Genomic DNA, 19,839 nt, shown 5'->3' on the forward strand with positions numbered 1-19,839 from the left:
CGTTATAAATAAAAATTTAATGAGATTTCAAGATTTATTAGCTTACAAAAAGTCGTTTTCTTTAGCAATGAAGATATTTGATATTACCAAACAGTTTCCAAAAGAAGAAACTTATTCATTAGCCGATCAGATTAGACGTTCATCCAGAAGTGTTCCAGTAACAATTGCGGAAGCTTATAGAAAACGTATTTATCCGAAACATTTCTACAGTAAATTAACTGACTCTGACGGCGAAAATTCTGAAACACAAGTTTGGCTGGAATTTGCTTTAGCTTGTAAATATATCTCAAACGAATCTTATAATGAGCTTTTGTCCGAAAGTGTTGAAATCGGAAAATATTAAATTATATGCTTTTGAACCCTGTAAAGTTTGGAGTTAAAATTAGTGACCAGTAAAAGCTTTTAGGAGGCATTTTTGTCAACTGAACACTAAAAAAACTGAACACTGAACACTAAAAATATGAGCGGCATCTACATACACATACCATTTTGCAAGCAGGCTTGCCATTATTGTGACTTTCATTTTTCTACCTCAATGAAAAAGAAGGAAGATATGGTTTTGGCTTTGGCGAAAGAAATTGCCATGCGAAAACCCTACGACTCCGCTCAGGATGACAATATCATTGAAACTATTTATTTTGGTGGTGGAACGCCTTCGGTTTTGGCCAATGACGAAATCAACTTTTTAATTTCAGAAGTTTATAAAAATTATAAAGTTGTGGAAAACCCTGAAATTACGTTAGAAGCCAATCCGGATGATTTGTCTTCAGAACGAATTTCAGAATTATCGAAAAGTCCGATAAACCGTTTAAGCATCGGAATTCAGTCTTTTTTTGAAGAAGATTTGCAGCTGATGAACCGCGCTCATAATTCGGCGGAAGCCAAAAAATGCCTGGAAGAAGCAACGAAGTATTTTGATAATATTTCACTCGATTTAATTTACGGAATTCCGGGAATGAGCAACGAAATGTGGAGACAAAATATTCAGACTGCTCTGGATTTTGGTATTCCACATATATCAAGTTATGCTTTGACAGTTGAACCGAAAACAGCTTTGAGCAAATTAATCCAAACAGGAAAAGTTGCCGAGCCACAAGATGAAACCGCTTCCAATCATTTTACGATTCTGGTTGAAGTGCTTCAGAAAAACGGTTTCATTCATTACGAATTATCGAATTTTGGAAAAGAAAACTATTTCTCCAAAAACAACTCAGCTTACTGGCTCGGGAAAAAATATATCGGGATAGGGCCTTCTGCTCATAGTTATGATGGCGAAAAAAGAGGCTGGAATATTGCTAATAATTTGCTTTACATCAAAGCAATTAAGAATAACGAGCTTCCTATAGAAACTGAAATCCTGACCATTTCTGATCGTTATAATGAATATATTATGACCGGTTTGCGAACGATTTGGGGTGTTTCGTTAGATAGAATTGAAAATGAATTTGGACAGGAATATTTAAATTATTTAAAAGAGCAGGCTCAGAAATTCTTAAATGACGATTTGCTTTTTATCGAAAATAACATTTTAAAACCGACTCCGAAAGGAAAATTTTTGACAGACGGAATTGCGAGTGATTTGTTTTATATAGATTCTGAGACTTAACCGCAAGGTTCGCTAAGATTTACGCAAAGGAAAAATATTGTTATTTTTGTAAGAATTAAATTATATTTTTTTAAAATTTAATTTACATTTGAGTTTTAATTTAGAATTATTTATGTCAGAAAATGATTTATACCGAATTGTCTTTAATTCCGCTTTGAAGGTTCATAAACTTTAGGTCCTGGTCTTTTAGAAAGTGCTTATGAAGAATGTTTATTTTTTGAATTGAAAAAATTAAACCTCAAGATAGAAAAACAAAAAGCATTGCCATTAATTTATGAAGAAGTAAAATTAGATATTGGTTATCGTTTAGATATTTTGATAGAAAATAAACTAATTTTGGAAATAAAGGCAGTTGATTGTCTAAATGAAGTTCACTTTGCTCAGCTATTGACTTACTTAAAACTAACAAATTGTAAACTAGGCTTATTAATTAACTTCAATGTTTCTTTATTAAAAAATGGAATAAAAAGAGTAGCGAACAATCTTTAATAAATCCTTGCGAACTTTGCGTAATCCCTAGCGTACCTTGCGGTTAAACCTAATTTATGAAAGCAAAAATCAATAACTTCGAAATAGACTTATCAAAACCCATCGATATCTCGATTCCATTAACCAATACAGAGGAAAACCCTATTGCCTGGTATATTGAAAAACCCGTTATTGAACCGGTAGTTTTTGGTGACTGGATCGGTAAAGTTTCGGAAGGAAAATCATCGACTAATTTTAATAATATTTTCTTCAATCCGCATGGTCATGGTACGCATACAGAATGTTTAGGTCATATTACAAATGATTTTTACAGTATAAATAAGTCTTTAAAAAAGTTTTTCTTTTTTGCCAGACTGATTACCATCGAACCTGAAATAACTGAGGAAGATTTTGTGATTACAAAAGAGCAGATTTCAAAAGCTCTTAGGAGTTCGGATTTTTCAAAAACAGAAGCAATTATTATTAGAACGCTTCCGAATCAAAAAGACAAAAAGTCAAGAAAATATTCGAATACAAATCCGCCTTACTTATCTGAAGAAGCGGCAGTTTTTATCCGCGAAAGCGAAATTCTGCATCTTTTAATTGATCTGCCAAGCGTTGATCGCGAACATGATCAGGGAAAATTATTGGCTCACAAAGCTTTTTGGAATGTTAAGGACACTCATAATTTAAACATAGATGCCCGTTTTGAGGCAACAATCACCGAAATGATTTTTGTACCAGACGAAATTGAAGATGGAAACTACCTGCTAAACATACAAATCGCTTCATTTGAAAACGATGCCAGTCCAAGTAAACCTGTTTTATATGCATTGGAAACTTTTGATAAATAATTTTCAACTCAGTTTTAAATTAGGTTATATTTACTACAGCCAAATTATTAGCATTGAAAATGTCAAAGAAACACAATTTAAATTCAGCCAGTAATTATTTAGCTGGAATATTTTTGATGTTATTTGTTTTGAGTTCTGCCAAAATATTCTGCCAGAATGAAACAAAAAAAGACACCGTAAATTTTATTTATTACTTAGACAAAATAATGGTTAGGGCAAATTTAAGTTCTCAGACGGATTCCTATTTTTTAAACAATAAAAAAGGGACAAATCTGGATCTGGAAACCAATAACAGTTACAAACTTTTCCTGAGCATTGACTATAAATTTATCGGGTTTAGTTATGGTTTTTACCCTAACTTCTTTGGTGGAAACAACGATGAAGACTTAAAGGGAAAATCTTCCTTTTCAGATTATAATTTTCGTTTCTTTTTGGGCAGATGGATTCAAACGGCCCAGTTTAGCAAAGCAAAAGGTTATTACGTAGCCAATATGACTGATTTTTTGCCGGATTGGGAGGAAGGAAAAGATCCGTATATTCAGTTTCCTGATTTCAAAACCCTGCAATACGAAATGTCAACTTCATATCTTTTTAATCCTAAATTTTCGCTAAAAAGTATCACCTCATTTACAGAATGGCAAAAAAAGAGTTCCGGCAGTTTTATTCCGTCCCTGATTTATTCATACAACCGGATTACTTCGAAAGCAGAAAATCTAAATGGTAAACAAAAAGAGTTTGACATTCGTTTGGCTACAGCATATTATTATAATTTCATCATTCACAAAAACTTTTATGTTGCGCCGCATTTAGCGCCATCTATCGGAGTGAAATTTCTGAATGATAAAAGTAGTAGTTCGGGAGTTGAAACCGTGGAGAAAGAAACCTATTTTACCAAAAATCTGAGGGTGGACTAAAAATAGGATATAACATTGATCGTGTACTTTTTGGAGCAAGTTTAAACTTCAACAGCAGTTCTTATAATGAGGATAAAACAACGGCTGTTACAAATGACAAGGTTTATGGATTATTGTATTTTGGCTACCGTTTTAATGCCCCTGAATTTATCAGTAAGCCGGTTGAAAAAATCGACGAAAAGATGAAAATGTAATAATACGAATAGCCTTAAAAATTGTTTAAAAGAATATAATTCCAAGATTATGAATCAGATTGCCGTTTCTACAGATAAAAGCAAGCTTGATATTTTGTTTATTCAAAATTTTCTAAAAGATATTTACTGGGCTGCCGGCCGGACGATTGAAGAAGTACAGACCACAATTGACGCTTCTGTTTGTTTTGGAATTTATCTTGATGATCAACAAATTGGTTTTGCAAGGGTAATTACTGATTATGTTGTTTTTGGATATGTAATGGATGTTTTTATTGCAGAAGAACACCGCGGAAAAGGTTACTCGTCTATTTTAATTCAGAATATGATGCATGAGCCGTTGCTGAAAAATATTAAAATCTGGCGTCTGGCAACGACTGATGCTCATTTTTTATATGAGAAATTCGGTTTCACAGCCTTAGAGCACCCGGAAAAAATGATGGAAAAGAAAATAGTGTAATTTTAGATTTTAATAAAATGAATTTAGAAACATTTTACGAATATTGTCTTTCTAAAAAAGGGGCGAGTGAACATTTTCCTTTTGATGAAGACACTTTGGTATTAAAAGTTGGCGGAAAAATGTTTGCTTTATCCTCTTTATCACAATGGGAAAAGAATGAAGCTTCTGTAAATTTGAAATGCGATCCGGAACGGGCACAGGAGCTGCGGGCAGAATATGATGATATAAAGCCCGGTTATCACATGAGCAAAGTACATTGGAATACGGTTGCGCTAAACGGGAGTTTACCGGAATCTTTTGTGAAAGAACTTATTGATCATTCGTACGAATTGGTTTTCAAAAGTTTGACAAAGAAAATTCAGAATGAAATTATTGACCAGGGATAAAATTTTTACCGAACAGACAGAGCAATTAGAAAATTAGGCATTACATTTGTAAGGATGTGAAAAACATAACACTCAATTAATTTGCAACTTAGTAGTTTATAGAATATGAAAGAACAATTTAAAAAATTTCTGAACGAAGAGCAAGATCCTAAAGCGATTGAAAAAATTACTTCAAAACTCAATGATTTATTGATGAAAGGAGAAGAAGTAGGATATATTGCAGTTCAAAAAAAGCCTGCAATTACTGTTTTTCCGGATAGTATTGTATTAACGAATAAAAGAATTATTATTTGTAAACCTAAAAATTTGGGTCTTTCGATGGATTTTACGGATTATACCTGGGATGATATTGCCGGAGCATTTGTAAAAGAAAATATTCTGGGTTCAGAATTCTCATTTAATACCAATACCGATTTATCGATTTCTATTGATTATATTCCAAAAATCCAGGCCAGAAAAATATATACCTACGCAAAAGAGCAATTGGATTTATTTAAAAATCCAGTAACTATACCCGCTCCTGTTTCAGAAATTATCCAGACAGAGGAGCCAGAAGATACAGTTGAAGAAGTAGAAACAGAAGAAGTGACTAATTTTGCAGAAATTATACCTGCCACAACTCCATCTTATACAGAAACTTTTGAGCCAATTTCACAAACGCAGTCCACCGGAGAGCGTAAGTTGAGTGAATTGTCTAAAGAAGAACTTTTTGATAAATTACAGAATTATAAAAAATTACTGGATAATGGTTTAATTCTCCAGGGAGAATATGACACTTATAAAAAAGAAATTTTAAGTTATATGTAATAAAAAAATCCGAAGCTTAAACTTCGGATTTTTTTAGTTTATATCTTTTTTGCTTACCATTCATTGACTTTATTGGCATCCATTTTTAAGAATATAAAAAGCAAAATGGTAAATCCCCACAAACCTGAGCCTCCATAAGAGAAGAAAGGCAGAGGTACGCCGATTGTTGGAAAAATACCGACTACCATGGCAATATTTACAAAGAAATGAATGAATAAAATACCGGCAACACAATATCCGTATACCCTGCTGAATTTTGTTTTTTGCCTTTCGGCTAAATAAATTATTCTTAGAAGCAATCCGGCAAATAAGGCGATAACAATAAAGGAACCAACAAACCCCCATTCTTCACCCACAGTTGTAAATATATAATCAGTATGCTGTTCCGGTACAAAACCACCTTTTGTCTGAGTTCCTTCTAAAAAACCTTTTCCAAGCCAGCCCCCGGATCCGATAGCAATTTCCGATTGATTAGTGTTGTATCCGATACCTTTCATATCGACAGTTTTTCCCAGCAATATGTTGAAACGGTCTCTGTGATGCTGCTTAAATACATTTTCAAAAACATAATTTACAGAGAAAACAAAAGCCGAAATAATGGCCAGAAGTATTGTGCTTAATAGAAAATTGCGGTCAACAGCTCTTCCTTTAAAATGTATGATAATCAGTACTGCTAATGCAAGTAAAATTACAACATACGGTTCTAAAATGAGTGTTAATACAAATAAAAGAATCGTTATAAAACCTGTCCAGATATACCACACAGGAAGTCCTTCCCGATGTAAAACAATAATGAAAATACTATAAATCAAAGCACTCCCGGGATCAGGCTGAGGTAAAATCAAAATTACAGGCAATAATATGATGGAAAGAGCCTGAATTTGACGATTCGTTTCTTTAAGATTAATTTGTGTATCGCTCAGATATTTGGCTAATGCCAATGAAGTAGCCGCTTTTGCAAATTCTGAAGGCTGTAGTGTAAAACTTCCTATTGCATACCAGCACCTTTGTCCTGCAATTGTTTTTCCAAAGAGAAATAATCCGGCCAGTGATAATAAGGAAACGCCAAAAATGATACTGGCATATTTTTCATAAAATTTACCATCAACAAACAGCACAACAAAAATTAATGGTATAGTACAGGCGATAAATATTAACTGCTTTTCATAGGTTCCTTCTGTTGAGGATAATGATGAGGAATATATATTTAGCCAGCCCAAAATAACCAGGACAATATAGATAATAACACTTATCCAGTCAATATTATTTTTTACGCTTTGATTTTTCATTTTAAATGAATCCCTGATTAATTTCGTTTGATGGAATCTGTTTTAGTTTTTGGAATTACTCTTTTGCTTTTTGCAATAGAGTCTTTTCGTTTAATTTCTAACCTGGCAACATTTGCAATGGAATCTTTTATTCTTATTTCTTTTTTAACACTTTCAGAAAGGCCGCCTAATTTTGCGTATTCACTTTGAAGACTTTTGTTTAAAACCCTGACTTCCAAATCAGTTCTGGAAATTTTCTTTTTTAAATATTTTTCTATCATTAAACTGGCAATAGGTCCGGCAATCGAGGCTCCAAATCCACCATTTTCAATCATAATCGCAATCGCAATTTTTGGATTGTCTTTTGGAGCAAATGCAACAAATATGGAGTGATCTTCAAGCTGGACTCTTTTACCGCCAATTTTTGCAAAATTTTCAGCTGTACCGGTTTTTCCACAAATGTCAATACCTTCAACTTTTAACCTGCTTGCGGTTCCCATATTATAAACATCAAATAAGCCGCTTATGATTGGAGGGAAATATTTCTTGTCTATGGATGTTGTGTGCTTTGTTGTAAATTTTGCATCAATTTTTTTTCCTTCAATCTTTTTTATGATGTGAGGAGTGTAATAATATCCCTGATTCGCAATTGTTGCCATCATATTTGCCAGCTGAATTGGCGTCATTACAACTTCTCCCTGCCCAATAGCATTGGAAACAATAGCTGTACTTCTCCAGCCGCCATTAGGATACATTCGTTTATAGGTTTTAGAAGTTGGAATTTTTCCTCTTTTTCCGGTTGGTAGATCATAACCCATAAATTCACCTAACCCAAAAGTTTTAAGGTGATTACTCCATACATCTACAGCAGCAGCTGGTTTTGTATATTTATTAATTGTTCGCATGTAAGCTGTTGCAAAATAACTGTTACAGGACTGGTAGATGGCTCTGTGCAATTGCAATTGTCCTCCACTGCAGTGACATCTCATAAATCGTCCTCTTGCATAACTGAAACCATGATGACAGGAAACAGAAAAGTTTTCATCAACCACTCCTTCCTGCAATGCCACGAGTCCTGTTAAAATTTTAAAAGGAGAACCGGGTGGATATTCTGCCAAAAGTCCTCTGTCGTATAGGGGTTTTGCTATAGAATCGTGGTATAAAAGTGTATAATTTTTAGAACGCTGTCTCCCGACTAAGATGCCCGGATCGTATGATGGAGCGGTTACTAGTGCTAATATTTCCCCTGATTTAGGTTCAAGAGCCACAATACCGCCTCTTTTATTGATCATCAATTCTTCACCGTATTTTTGAAGTTCAGCATCGATAGTTAAATTAATGTCTTCTCCCTGGACAGCGATAGTGTCATATTTTCCGTCTTTATAAGAACCAATTTCTCTGTTGTATTTGTCTTTTTGGATATATTTTACACCTTTTATACCTCTGAGTATTTCTTCATAACTTTCTTCAACACCTTGCCTGCCAATTAAATCACCGCTATTGTAATAAGGGTTTTTTGCAATCTGTCTTTCATTTACCTGTGTGATAAAACCAAAAATATTAGCGCCACAATCAACTTCATAATCGCGCAGGGAACGTTTCTGAAAATAGAAGCCTTCGTATTTTCTGATTTTTTCCTGAAAAGCGGCAAATTCTGCCTTGTTAAGCTGAGATAAAAAAACAGAAGGCAATCTTGGGCTGTAAACCTTTGCCTTTGCTACTCTTTTTTCGTACTCTTCTTTTGTAATATTCAATAGTTCGCAGAATTCAGCAACATTCAGATCTTCTTTAATATCCCTTGGGATTACCATAATATCATAAGACGACTGATTTGCAACAAGCAGTTTTCCGTATCTGTCGTAAATATATCCGCGTTCAGGATAATCATATTTTATTTTAATAGCATTATTTTCTGATTTTAATTTGAAAGAATCATCAATAACCTGCAAATAAAATATCCTGATCACTAGCAAAGATGCTGCAATAATAATTAAAGTGGGCAGCAGGACTTTTCTCATCGTTTATTTGGCTTAATAAGATATATGATTGTAATAGAAATGAGTATAGTGAAAATAGAACTAAACAAGGTTCGAAGTAAAATATCCCAAATGAACTTAAATTGAAAGGCTTCCAGGATAAATAGGACTATGTGATGCAAGAAAACGGAAACCAAAATAAATGAGAAGCGCTCAGGTGTTAGGGATTCGTTTAATTTTATAGTCTGGTATTCGTAGCTTAATCCGAATGAGAACTTAAAAATGTATGGCCTGTAATAGGCTAAAATGACACAGGCTGCCGCATGGATACCCCCTGAGTTACAAAACATATCCATTGTAATACCCAGTAAAAAACTGGAAATGATTAAGCCGGACCTATTGCTGTTTACGGGATATAAAATTAGATATAAAATATATGGGAAAGGACTTATGTACCCTAAGAAATTCATATTATTAAAAATAACAATCTGAATTGCCAGTAACATGATAAATCGAAAAATATTGACTAACAGTGCGCTATTCATCTTTTTCTTTGTTTTTGTTTTCTAAATTAATCAGTTCTTCTCTTCCCTTACTTTTAATAATATAAACATGTCCCAGGTTAGTCATGTCGTTAAATAACTTAACATTGATGGTGTAGAAAGTAGTTTTTTTGTCGGTATAAATATTTTGAATTGTTCCGATATTGATTCCTTCCGGGAAAATAACAGATTGTCCACCAGTGACGATAGTGTCTCCTTTTCTGACTGAAGCCAATCTGGGAACATCGGTTAACTGAACAAATCCTGTACTTTTTCCATTCCATGTAAGTGAACCAAAGTGATTTGATTTCTTTATCTTGGCATTGATTTGTGATTTCATATTCAAAATACTAACAACGGTAGAGTAATTTGGGGAAGTATTATCTACAATACCAACAATACCTAAACTATTTATTACTCCCATATCTTGTTTTACCCCTTCTTTCGATCCGGAATTCAGAGTAAGATAATTTTCGTGTGTACTATATGAGTTATGGATAACTTTTGAAACAATAATGTCAGCCGGTTTTACACCTTTGATGCTGTCTATCATTGGTGCTTTTGTGGTATCCTCCTTGTTGAATAATAGACTTTTTAATCTTGCGTTTTCAAGTACCAGTTCGTCATTTTCAGTTCTCAAATTCAAATACTCATTTACGTTGTTTATTTTTTCATAAACGCCGCCGCTAATAAAGTTAGCAGAGCTGATGATTCTGCTTCTGTGAAAGGAGTGAGATTGGATTGTGAGTGCCAACGAAATACCTAAAAGCAGCAAAAACAGCAATCGGTTACTGTTTCTTATAATAAAATTAAAAATTTGCTGCATTTCTTGTTCGGTTATTTTGTTTCAGGATATGCTTTGGATTCAAATTTATCAGAGCCGAATGCTAAATTCGACTCTGAAATTTTTTTGATTTGTTATTTTGATCTTATTTAATTAAAATGCTTTTGAATTTTGCAATGTTTTTAAGTGCCATTCCTGTTCCGCGGACAACAGCTCTTAACGGATCTTCGGCAATATAAACAGGTAAATCAGTTTTTTGCGAAATACGCTTGTCTAAACCTCTTAACATCGAACCACCACCGGCAAGATATATACCTGTATTGTAAATGTCAGCGGCTAATTCAGGAGGTGTCTGAGATAAAGTTTCCATTACGGCATCTTCAATACGCTGAATTGATTTGTCTAATGCTTTAGCAATTTCTCTGTAAGAAACATCAACTTGTTTTGGTTTTCCGGTAAGTAAATCTCTTCCCTGAACAGACATATCTTCCGGAGGACTTTCTAAATCTTCGATAGCAGCCCCAATCTGAATTTTTATTTTCTCTGCAGTACTTTCCCCAACAAAAAGGTTGTGTTGTGTACGCATGTAATAAACAATGTCATTTGTAAAAACGTCACCTGCAATTTTAACAGATTTGTCGCATACAATTCCGCCTAATGCAATAACGGCAATTTCAGTGGTACCACCTCCAATATCCACAATCATATTTCCTTTTGGCTGCATGATATCGATACCAATACCAATTGCTGCTGCCATTGGCTCATGAATCAGATAAACTTCCTTTCCGTTTACTCTTTCGCAGGATTCTTTTACCGCACGCATCTCAACTTCAGTAATTCCGGATGGAATACAAACTACCATTCTTAAGGCGGGAGTAAACATTCTTTTCTTTAACGCCGGAATACTTTTAATGAACATATTGATCATTTTTTCTGAAGCATCAAAATCGGCAATTACACCATCCTTCAAAGGCCTTATGGTCTTGATGTTTTCATGTGTTTTACCTTGCATCATGTTGGCTTCTTTACCAACAGCAATGATTTTGCCGGAAATTCTATCGCGTGCAACGATAGAAGGGCTATCAATAACAACTTTATCATTATGTATGATTAAAGTGTTTGCGGTACCAAGGTCTATCGCAATATCCTCAGTCATGAAATCAAAAAATCCCATAAGTTTTTTAGGGGTTTAAAATGTTATAAATAATTTTATTGAACAAAGTTAAACAAATTAATGTTTAAAATGACGTGTTCCTGTAAATACCATTGCAAGATTATTTTCGTTGCAATAATTTATGCTTAATTCATCTTTTATCGAACCGCCTGGCTGAATTACTGCTGTTATTCCTGCTTTTTTGGCTAATTCAACACAATCCGGAAAAGGGAAAAAAGCATCGCTTGCCATAGAAGCACCGTTTAAATCAAATCCGAAAGCTTTTGCTTTATCAACTGCCTGAATCAAAGCATCAACTCTGGATGTCTGACCAGTTCCGGATGAAATCAATGTTCCGTTCTTTGCAAAAACAATCGTATTTGATTTTGTATTCTTGCAAATTTTAGAAGCAAAGATCAAATCCTCTATTTCCTGAGCAGTAGGCTCTGTAGTTGTAACGGTTTTTAAATGCTCTTTAGTATCAGTAATATTATTTCTGTCCTGAATTAACAAACCATTAAGACATGTTCTTACTTGTCTTGAAGGTAATTCAACTTCATTTTGAACTAATATGATTCTGTTTTTCTTTTCCTGCAAAACTGTAATTGCCTCATCGTCATAAGCCGGAGCGATTACAACTTCGCAGAATAATTTGTTGATTTCCTGTGCAGTTTCTAAATCAATTTTTGAGTTAGAAATTAATACTCCGCCAAAAGCAGAAGTTGGGTCACAAGCCAAAGCTGCTAAATAAGCCTCGCTGATTGTTTTTCTTGAAGCTAATCCACAAGCGTTATTGTGTTTTAGAATAGCAAATGTTGGTCCGTCTGTTTTAAATTCTGCAATTAAATTAACAGCGGCATCAACATCTAATAAATTATTGTATGACAATTCTTTACCATGAACTTTTTTGAACATTGCGTCAAAATCTCCAAAGAAAAATCCTTTTTGATGTGGGTTTTCGCCATATCTCAAAACCTGACCATCTGCAATGCTCTCTTTGTAAATAGTCTCGTCTGTGTTGAAATAATTAAAAATAGCTCCGTCATAGTGAGAAGAAACGTGGAAGGCTTTTGAAGCAAATAATCTTCTGTTTTCAAGAGTTGTGCTTCCGTTTTGTTCTGTGATTAGGTCTAAAAGTAAGCTGTACTCATTAACAGAAGCAACAATAACTGTGTCTTTGAAATTTTTTGCACCGGCACGGATTAGTGAAATTCCGCCAATGTCAATTTTCTCAATAATATCTTGTTCACTTGCACCGGAAGCAACTGTTTTTTCAAAAGGATACAAATCAACAATTACCAAATCAATCTGAGGAATTTCAAATTCTTTCATTTGCTGAACGTCACTTTCGTTATCCTGACGGTTCAAGATACCTCCAAAAATCTTTGGATGTAAAGTTTTAACTCTTCCACCAAGAATCTCAGGAAAAGATGTAATGTCTTCAACCGGAACTACAGGTATTCCTAAGTTTTTAATAAAATCTTCAGTTCCTCCAGTTGAATAAAGTGTTACATTTTGTTCGTGTAATTTTCTAACGATTGGTTCTAATCCATCTTTCGAAAAAACAGATATTAACGCTGATTGTATTTTTTTAGTTGTGCTCATTGTGTAGTTATGATTTTCAGACTGCAAAAGTAGTTTTTTTATATATTATTTTAAAGAAAATTAATGTAACATTATGCTAAAAAAATCTACTGATGAGCAGGTTAACTTTTATTAGGTTTTTGTTTTTAAAATATTGAATTTTACTTAATTGAAAAATACGATTATATGCTTCTTTATCTAAGATTGTTGAAAGAAAGTCTGAGCTTTGCTATTAATGCTTTACGAAATAATAAATTGCGTACTTTGCTGTCGCTGTTAGGGGTTACAATTGGAATTTTTTCAATCATTGCCGTATTGGCCGCAGTCGATTCTCTCGACAGGAAAATATCTAAAGATTTGAGCAGTTTGGATAAAAATACGATTTATTTAATGAAATATAACTTTGGACCTTCGGAAATTCCACAATGGAAAAGAGAACAGTTTCCAAATGTGAAATATGATGAATATGTTGCCTTAAAAAATTCTCTAAATAATACTGATCAGGTGGGATATCAGCTTTTCGTAAATCGTGAAACTTTAAAATACGATTCGAAAACTGTTGCTGATGTAAATATGATTCCTTCTTCATTTGAAATGGTTGATATTGACGGACTGAGTTTTGATAAAGGAAGATTTTATAATGAATCGGAATCAAATTCAGGAACTCCGGTAATTGTTTTAGGCTATGATATTGCCAGCGGACTCTTTGGAGACAGTGATCCTGTAGGAAAAAATATTCGTTTGTACGGACAGCGTTTTACTGTTATTGGCGTAATGGCAAAACAAGGTGCCGGATTTTTTGGAGACAGTAATGATACGTCTGTTTATTTTCCGGCTAATTTTTTACGCCGAATGTACGGGGATAGTGACGCAATGACGCCTGTAATTGTTTTAAAACCGGTAAAAGGTGTCGATATGGATGCTTATAAAGCCGAAGTTGCACAAAAACTACGAGCAATTCGTGGAATGAAAGCAGGGGAGATGGACAACTTTTTTATCAACGTGCTTTCCGGTTTTACAGATTTTATAGATGGAATCTTAGGTCAGATGAATGTTGTAGGATGGATTATCAGCGGATTTTCTCTTTTAGTCGGAGGTTTCGGAATTGCCAATATTATGTTTGTGTCAGTAAAAGAAAGAACCAATCTAATTGGAATCCAGAAATCACTGGGAGCTAAAAACCGATTCATTTTATTTCAGTTTTTATTTGAAGCTATAATTCTTTCTGTAATTGGAGGAATTATCGGTTTACTGATGGTTTGGGGAATTGCATTTATCTTAACAAAAGCACTCGATTTTGAATTTGTCTTAAGCTTTGGAAATATAATTTTAGGAACAACCCTGGCTGCACTTATCGGGTTAATATCCGGAATTCTTCCGGCAATTTCTGCTGCTAATTTGGATCCTGTTGAAGCTATTCGGACGGGGATGTAGATCTTAGAAGGAATGCGCTGGATTCTAAGGTGTTTGTTGAGGCTTTAAAATTGGTTTTATGAAAGGAAATGTAATTCTGTTTTTGTCCCATTTAATTTCTTCAGAATAATAAGAAATATTATTTTTCTTATATTTCAATACTGTGTCTTCTTCTTGAGTTGTTCTTCTTATGAAATAAAAATCATTTTCTTTTAAAGAAGATTCAATTGCTTTAACTAAGACAAAATAGTTTTCTGATTTTAAAGTATCCAGTTTTGACGAGATAAAGGTTAAATTTCGAAAATCATCTTTATAGTTTAATTTTACAAAATCAGAAATTGCATTATTGGGTATTTCAATTAGGTCTTTGGGTTGCAAGTCTATAAAATAGGGAATTGTATCAAATCGACCATTTATACAAATACGTCCAATTTTATTTCTTTGGAAATAATAGATTTTTGAATCAGTATCAATGATGAAAGTATTTGTTCCATAAGCTAGCCATCCTGGTATTGGTGGAGGTGGAGGAATGTTTTTGTCTCTTGGTTTGTTGGAGATATTAGTGAGAATGTCTTTTTTAGAAATTACATACGGAGTGTTGAGGTTGGTGTTTTCTTTTTTAGAACAATTCATCATTATTAAACAAATTAATAAACCGGAAAATATTTTTTTCATAGTATTGATTTAAAATAAAGATATAAAAAAATCCCATTTACAAAATTTGCAAATGGGATTTGTATTTTTAAATAGCATAATGCTATCTAATATCATTATTCTGAATCAAATCGATATATAAGTTGATTTTATCTTTCAATTCTTTTCTAGGCGTGATAAAGTCTAAGAAACCGTGCTCTAATAAGAACTCAGCAGTTTGGAAACCTTCCGGTAAATCTTTTCCTGTAGTATCACGTACAACACGAGGTCCGGCAAAACCAATCAAAGCACCCGGCTCAGAGATGTTAATGTCTCCTAACATTGCGTAAGATGCAGTTGTTCCACCCGTTGTTGGGTCTGTACAAAGAGAAATATAAGGTAATCTAGCTTCAGCTAATTGAGCCAATTTTACAGAAGTTTTTGCTAATTGCATTAAAGAATAAGCAGCTTCCATCATACGAGCTCCACCAGATTTAGAAATCATAACAAAAGGCAGTTTGTTTTTGATCGCGTGATCAATACCTCTTGCAATTTTTTCACCTACAACCGCACCCATAGATCCGCCAATAAAAGCGAAATCCATACAGCAGATTACAAGTTCTCTTCCTTTAGATTTTCCTACTCCCGTACGTACAGCGTCTTTTAGATGAGTTTTTTCCATAACATCTTTCAATCTTTCTGCATATTTCTTTGTGTCCACAAAGTGCAAAGGATCTTTTGATGTCATGTTTTTATCTAACTCAACAAATTCGTTGTTGTCGAATAAAATTTCAAAATAGGTTGCGCTTCCAATCCGAACGTGAAAATCATCTTCAGGGCTCACGAACAAATTTCTCGCCAATTCGTCAGCATCAATAATTTTTCCAGTAGGAGATTTGTACCACAATCCTTTCGGAACGTCCATCTTATCTTCAGTAGCGGTCGTAATCCCTTTTTCCTGTCTTTTAAACCAAGCCATTTCTTTTAGTATTCAGTGTTCAGTAATAAAATTTCAGTTTTCAGTTGTAATCAGTTTTAAGTATTCAAACACTGAACACTTAAAACTGCATACTGAATACTTGTTATAACGTATTTACATTATTCAAATCAGCAAAAGCTTGTTCCAATCTTGCATTGAACGTTACTTCGCCTTCACGAACCCATTTTCTTGGATCGTAATGTTTTTTATTAGGTACATCAGCTCCTTCCGGGTTACCAATTTGAGTTTTTAAGTACTCAACATTTTTTACCATATAATCGCGGATACCTTCTGTAAAAGCAAATTGTAAATCTGTATCGATGTTCATTTTGATAACTCCGTAGCTGATACCTTCTCTGATTTCTTCAAGTGTAGAACCTGATCCTCCGTGGAAAACGAAATCTACCGGGTTATGTCCTGTGTTGAATTTTTGTTGTACGAAATCCTGAGAATTTTTTAAGATTTTTGGAGTTAATTTCACGTTTCCTGGTTTGTAAACACCGTGAACGTTTCCAAATGCAGCAGCAATAGTAAATTTAGGGCTTACTTTAGATAATTCTTCGTAAGCATAAGCTACTTCTTCTGGCTGAGTGTATAATTTTGAACTGTCAACATCAGAGTTGTCAACACCATCTTCTTCACCGCCTGTAATACCAAGCTCGATTTCTAATGTCATGCCCATTTTGCTCATTCTGGCCAAATATTCTTTACAGATCTCAATGTTTTCTTCGATTGGCTCCTCAGACAAATCGATCATATGAGAACTGAATAATGGTTTTCCTGTTTCTGCAAAATGTTTTTCAGATGCATCCAACAAGCCATCAATCCAAGGCAATAACTTTTTTGCACAGTGGTCAGTATGTAAAATTACGGTAGCCCCGTAAGCTTCTGCTAAAGTATGGATGTGTTTTGCTCCAGCGATTCCTCCGGCGATTGCTGCTTTTTCACCTGCATTCGATAATCCTTTTCCAGCGTTGAATTGGGCTCCTCCGTTTGAAAATTGAATGATAACCGGAGCATTAAGTTTTGCTGCAGTTTCAAGAACTCCATTAATTGTGCTGGATCCGGTAACGTTTACTGCCGGAAGTGCAAATCCTTTTTCTTTTGCATAATTAAAGATTTCCTGTACCTGATCTCCTGTAGCCACTCCTGGTTTGATATTGTGTGCCATTGTAATTTTTTTTAGTTGTTTTTAGGTTTTTAGGTTGCAAAAATAAGAATTAATTAGCATTAGAATGGATAATTTATCCCAAAATTTAAAACGGAGTGTCCAAAATTATACTCTTTAAACCACCTGTCTCCCTTGTCATGCGCCGGATTATAAGTCTTGAAGCCTAAATCTAAACGAATAACAAAAAAGCTCAAATCATAGCGTAAACCAAATCCGGAACCTAAAGCAATTTCATCGAAATCGTTTAAGCTGGAAAATTTTGCTTTTTCATCCGTCACATTGTCGAGCACATTCCAGATATTTCCGGCGTCAGCAAAAATTGCTCCTTTGACATCTCCAAAGATTTTAAACCTGAATTCACCACTAAGGGCGAGTTTCATATTGGCTTCATTAAAATCATTTACAGCATTTGTACTTCCCGGACCTAAGGCATAAGGCTGCCAGGCACGATTGTCATTTGATCCTCCGGAATAATAACTTCGCGAAAAAGGAATGTAATCTGAATTTCCAAAAGGAATAGCAATACCAAAAAAACTTCTTACAGCCAATACTTTTTCTTTGCCAAAATCCCAGTGCTTGATGTAGTCAAATTCGGTTTTTATGTATTCTGAATATTCCAGGTTAAAAATATCGTAATTGCCATTTGAATTTTTAGGCAGGCTTGCCACACTTGAAATGGCCGATAATAAAGTCCCCGCTGATTCTATTTTGGTTTTAAACTGATAAAAAGTATTATCAGCTAAGTCCTTTTTAGTTGTTTTTGTGAAGGTATAACTGGTAGCCAGAATAAAGTCATTTTCGGTAAGCCGGACTCTTCTTTCTTCAATGCTTTCTACTTCTTGGTATTCACTGTCTTGTTGCCTTAAAGCTGTTCTGTCATTTATTACATCGTCAGTAAATCCTGTAGTCCCCTCGTTTATTTTTAGATTTCCATTACTATCAACATAATCCGGGTTGATGTTGTAAACGCTTCCTATATTATTTAATTCATCATAAGAAGAAGTATAAACCATAAAATAATTGTCAGGGTTAAGGTTACGGACATATTGAGCATTTAACAGGTCTAATTTTGCAGTATTGTATCTTTTTGGAGACCAAAGATAGGAAAGCCCGCCAGTGAAGCTTTCTTTGTCCAGTCCGATGTTTCTTTGTTTAGAAAAACCTGCCGCTATTGATGTAGAAGGAATCATGCTTTTCGGAATAATTTTTTCAGTTCCAAAAGGCATTAAAATTCTAGGGAAATTAAGCTTCATGTCAAGCCCGTATTCTGAAACATTAAAGAAATTATCATTAGGATTGGCCATGTCTTTTGATGAGCCTACGTTTACACGTGCAGAAATTTCTAAGGTTTCTGCCCTGTTAAATACATTCCGGATTGTTTCTGAAATACTGGCTCCAATTCCGAAATCCTGAATGTTGGAATGAGTTAAATCTAAAGTAGCTCCAAAGCTGTATTTTTTTCTTGGAGTCAAATAAACCTTTGCTATTAAGGATTGTGCTGTCGAATCTCGTTTGTCAACCTCGTATTGTATAGATGGATAATTGAAAATTTTCAGATTATTCAGATAACGTGAGGAAAGAGTAGTTCTGAAATCGGCATAAGTACCTCCCTTTGAGATAAAAATAGCATCTGTAATAGCGCGTGGCTTGTATTTTAATTTGTCATAACTGTATAAATTAAAGTTGTTGTAAGTTGTACTGTCTTTAATTTTGCTTTTTGCACGTGCTGGAGAATAATCGGTATAAATGTTAACGTCACTTATTTTATATAATTTAAAAGGTTCTGTCCTGCTGGAATCTTTTTCCTGTATGCTGTTATCCTTGATGATTAAATTGATATCTGCTTTGTTTTTTTTGCCAATGGTATCAATGTCAAAAGTAACATATGTAGGCTGGAAATAGTAGGCTCCGTGATTTCTAAAATAGGTCGTAATACGATTTTTTTCTTCTTCAAAATCACTGGTTTTAAATTGATTTCCTGATTTTAATATAGAAGGCTCGGGGTTTGTTTTATACAATGAATCTAAAGCGGGTGTGCTAATGCTTCGTCTGATAGAATCCAAAGTATAAGCAGTTCCGGTTGTGATATTGTAATTTATTTTTGCTCTTTTATAACCAACACTGTCGATATCATAATTCATGGCTACATTGAAATAACCATTGTTGAAATAATAGGATTTTAAGCGAAGTAAGGTTTTTTTAGTTTTTGAAGTATCAATAATAACAGGAGGCTCGCCGGTTCTTTTTAAAAACTCATGAACTCCTTTATATAAAAAAGACTGTCCAAGACGATCTACCTGTTTAGCAGATAATATTTTAGACTGACGCTCATATTTGCCCGGGTTGTTTTTAAATTTTGCCTGATAGGTAGAATCAGGATTTAATTTTGCCAGATTATATAAATTTAAACGCAGACGATACCCTAATAAATTACTGTTTGGTTTTTGATACATCTGATTGGAGGCAGTTTCATCATTAGAGGATTTGCCGTTTACGATAATATCATTTTTTATGAGTAAATTTTTTCCGTCCGGAACTCGTTTCACAGCATTACAGGCGCAAATAAGTATTGCTATTAGAATAAATGCTGTTATTTTTGTAAAAATCTTTTTCAAGTGTTTTTAAATATTTAATTCAAAAGTACATTATA

Annotated in this window: 18 protein-coding genes and 1 pseudogene; 9 read left to right on the forward strand and 10 right to left on the reverse strand. The window is 34.1% G+C overall.

What is annotated here, in order from left to right; all coding sequences use genetic code 11:
* Positions 1 to 19 precede the first annotated feature (19 nt).
* From GXM17_RS03545 to GXM17_RS03580, 8 genes and pseudogenes are all read left to right on the forward strand, one after another.
* A pseudogene (locus tag GXM17_RS03545) lies at positions 20 to 396 on the forward strand (four helix bundle protein).
* A 64-nt stretch (positions 397 to 460) separates the two neighbouring features.
* Positions 461 to 1,606, forward strand: coding sequence for a radical SAM family heme chaperone HemW (hemW, locus tag GXM17_RS03550; RefSeq protein WP_163397922.1), 1,146 nt, complete (start codon positions 461 to 463; stop codon positions 1,604 to 1,606).
* A 222-nt stretch (positions 1,607 to 1,828) separates the two neighbouring features.
* Positions 1,829 to 2,095 carry a GxxExxY protein gene (locus GXM17_RS03555; protein ID WP_425280017.1) on the forward strand — a complete coding sequence of 89 codons (267 nt, stop codon included), beginning with the start codon at positions 1,829 to 1,831 and terminating at the stop codon, positions 2,093 to 2,095.
* 56 nt (positions 2,096 to 2,151) lie between these two features.
* Complete coding sequence (locus GXM17_RS03560; protein WP_163397923.1) at positions 2,152 to 2,928, forward strand: cyclase family protein; 777 nt, start codon at positions 2,152 to 2,154, stop codon at positions 2,926 to 2,928.
* 59 nt (positions 2,929 to 2,987) lie between these two features.
* Positions 2,988 to 3,842: a DUF4421 family protein gene (locus GXM17_RS03565; protein WP_163397924.1), complete on the forward strand. Its 855-nt coding sequence runs from the start codon at positions 2,988 to 2,990 to the stop codon at positions 3,840 to 3,842.
* A 243-nt stretch (positions 3,843 to 4,085) separates the two neighbouring features.
* Positions 4,086 to 4,493, forward strand: coding sequence for a GNAT family N-acetyltransferase (locus tag GXM17_RS03570; protein ID WP_163397925.1), 408 nt, complete (start codon positions 4,086 to 4,088; stop codon positions 4,491 to 4,493).
* A 17-nt stretch (positions 4,494 to 4,510) separates the two neighbouring features.
* A complete protein-coding gene (locus GXM17_RS03575) occupies positions 4,511 to 4,879 on the forward strand; it encodes an MmcQ/YjbR family DNA-binding protein (protein WP_163397926.1) in 369 nt (122 codons plus the stop codon).
* Positions 4,880 to 4,984: 105 nt separating this feature from the next.
* Positions 4,985 to 5,686 (forward strand): PH domain-containing protein, encoded by a 702-nt coding sequence (locus GXM17_RS03580; protein ID WP_163397927.1) that lies wholly within the window; start codon positions 4,985 to 4,987, stop codon positions 5,684 to 5,686.
* Positions 5,687 to 5,739: 53 nt separating this feature from the next.
* Here GXM17_RS03580 and rodA read toward each other — a convergent pair whose 3' ends face one another.
* The 6 genes from rodA to purH all read right to left on the reverse strand — a co-directional run bounded on the left by rodA (position 5,740) and on the right by purH (position 13,014).
* On the reverse strand, positions 5,740 to 6,975 hold the full coding sequence (rodA, locus tag GXM17_RS03585) for a rod shape-determining protein RodA (RefSeq protein ID WP_163397928.1): 1,236 nt from the start codon (positions 6,973 to 6,975) through the stop codon (positions 5,740 to 5,742).
* 17 nt (positions 6,976 to 6,992) lie between these two features.
* A complete protein-coding gene (gene mrdA, locus GXM17_RS03590; protein WP_163397929.1) occupies positions 6,993 to 8,972 on the reverse strand; it encodes a penicillin-binding protein 2 in 1,980 nt (659 codons plus the stop codon).
* On the reverse strand, positions 8,969 to 9,475 hold the full coding sequence (locus GXM17_RS21765; protein ID WP_163397930.1) for a rod shape-determining protein MreD: 507 nt from the start codon (positions 9,473 to 9,475) through the stop codon (positions 8,969 to 8,971). Before GXM17_RS21765 ends, mrdA begins: the two co-directional genes overlap by 4 nt.
* Complete coding sequence (gene mreC, locus GXM17_RS03600; protein WP_163397931.1) at positions 9,468 to 10,298, reverse strand: rod shape-determining protein MreC; 831 nt, start codon at positions 10,296 to 10,298, stop codon at positions 9,468 to 9,470. The genes GXM17_RS21765 and mreC overlap by 8 nt, the downstream gene beginning before the upstream one ends.
* Positions 10,299 to 10,401: 103 nt before the next feature.
* A complete protein-coding gene (locus GXM17_RS03605) occupies positions 10,402 to 11,430 on the reverse strand; it encodes a rod shape-determining protein (RefSeq protein ID WP_031454266.1) in 1,029 nt (342 codons plus the stop codon).
* Between the two features lie 57 nt (positions 11,431 to 11,487).
* Positions 11,488 to 13,014 (reverse strand): bifunctional phosphoribosylaminoimidazolecarboxamide formyltransferase/IMP cyclohydrolase, encoded by a 1,527-nt coding sequence (gene purH / locus GXM17_RS03610; RefSeq protein ID WP_163397932.1) that lies wholly within the window; start codon positions 13,012 to 13,014, stop codon positions 11,488 to 11,490.
* A 165-nt stretch (positions 13,015 to 13,179) separates the two neighbouring features.
* Between purH and GXM17_RS03615 the strand changes: the two genes are divergently transcribed.
* Positions 13,180 to 14,427: an ABC transporter permease gene (locus tag GXM17_RS03615; RefSeq protein WP_163397933.1), complete on the forward strand. Its 1,248-nt coding sequence runs from the start codon at positions 13,180 to 13,182 to the stop codon at positions 14,425 to 14,427.
* 24 nt (positions 14,428 to 14,451) lie between these two features.
* Here GXM17_RS03615 and GXM17_RS03620 read toward each other — a convergent pair whose 3' ends face one another.
* The 4 genes from GXM17_RS03620 to tamL all read right to left on the reverse strand — a co-directional run bounded on the left by GXM17_RS03620 (position 14,452) and on the right by tamL (position 19,804).
* Positions 14,452 to 15,081, reverse strand: a complete 630-nt coding sequence (locus GXM17_RS03620) for a hypothetical protein (protein WP_163397934.1) — start codon at positions 15,079 to 15,081, stop codon at positions 14,452 to 14,454.
* An 82-nt stretch (positions 15,082 to 15,163) separates the two neighbouring features.
* On the reverse strand, positions 15,164 to 16,018 hold the full coding sequence (gene accD, locus GXM17_RS03625) for an acetyl-CoA carboxylase, carboxyltransferase subunit beta (protein WP_163397935.1): 855 nt from the start codon (positions 16,016 to 16,018) through the stop codon (positions 15,164 to 15,166).
* Positions 16,019 to 16,121: 103 nt separating this feature from the next.
* Complete coding sequence (fbaA, locus tag GXM17_RS03630) at positions 16,122 to 17,189, reverse strand: class II fructose-bisphosphate aldolase (protein ID WP_163397936.1); 1,068 nt, start codon at positions 17,187 to 17,189, stop codon at positions 16,122 to 16,124.
* Positions 17,190 to 17,248: 59 nt separating this feature from the next.
* A complete protein-coding gene (gene tamL / locus GXM17_RS03635) occupies positions 17,249 to 19,804 on the reverse strand; it encodes a translocation and assembly module lipoprotein TamL (RefSeq protein ID WP_163397937.1) in 2,556 nt (851 codons plus the stop codon).
* Between the last annotated feature and the right edge of the window lie 35 nt (positions 19,805 to 19,839).

The organism is Flavobacterium fluviatile (assembly GCF_010645065.1).
Taxonomy (GTDB): Bacteria; Bacteroidota; Bacteroidia; order Flavobacteriales; family Flavobacteriaceae; genus Flavobacterium; species Flavobacterium fluviatile.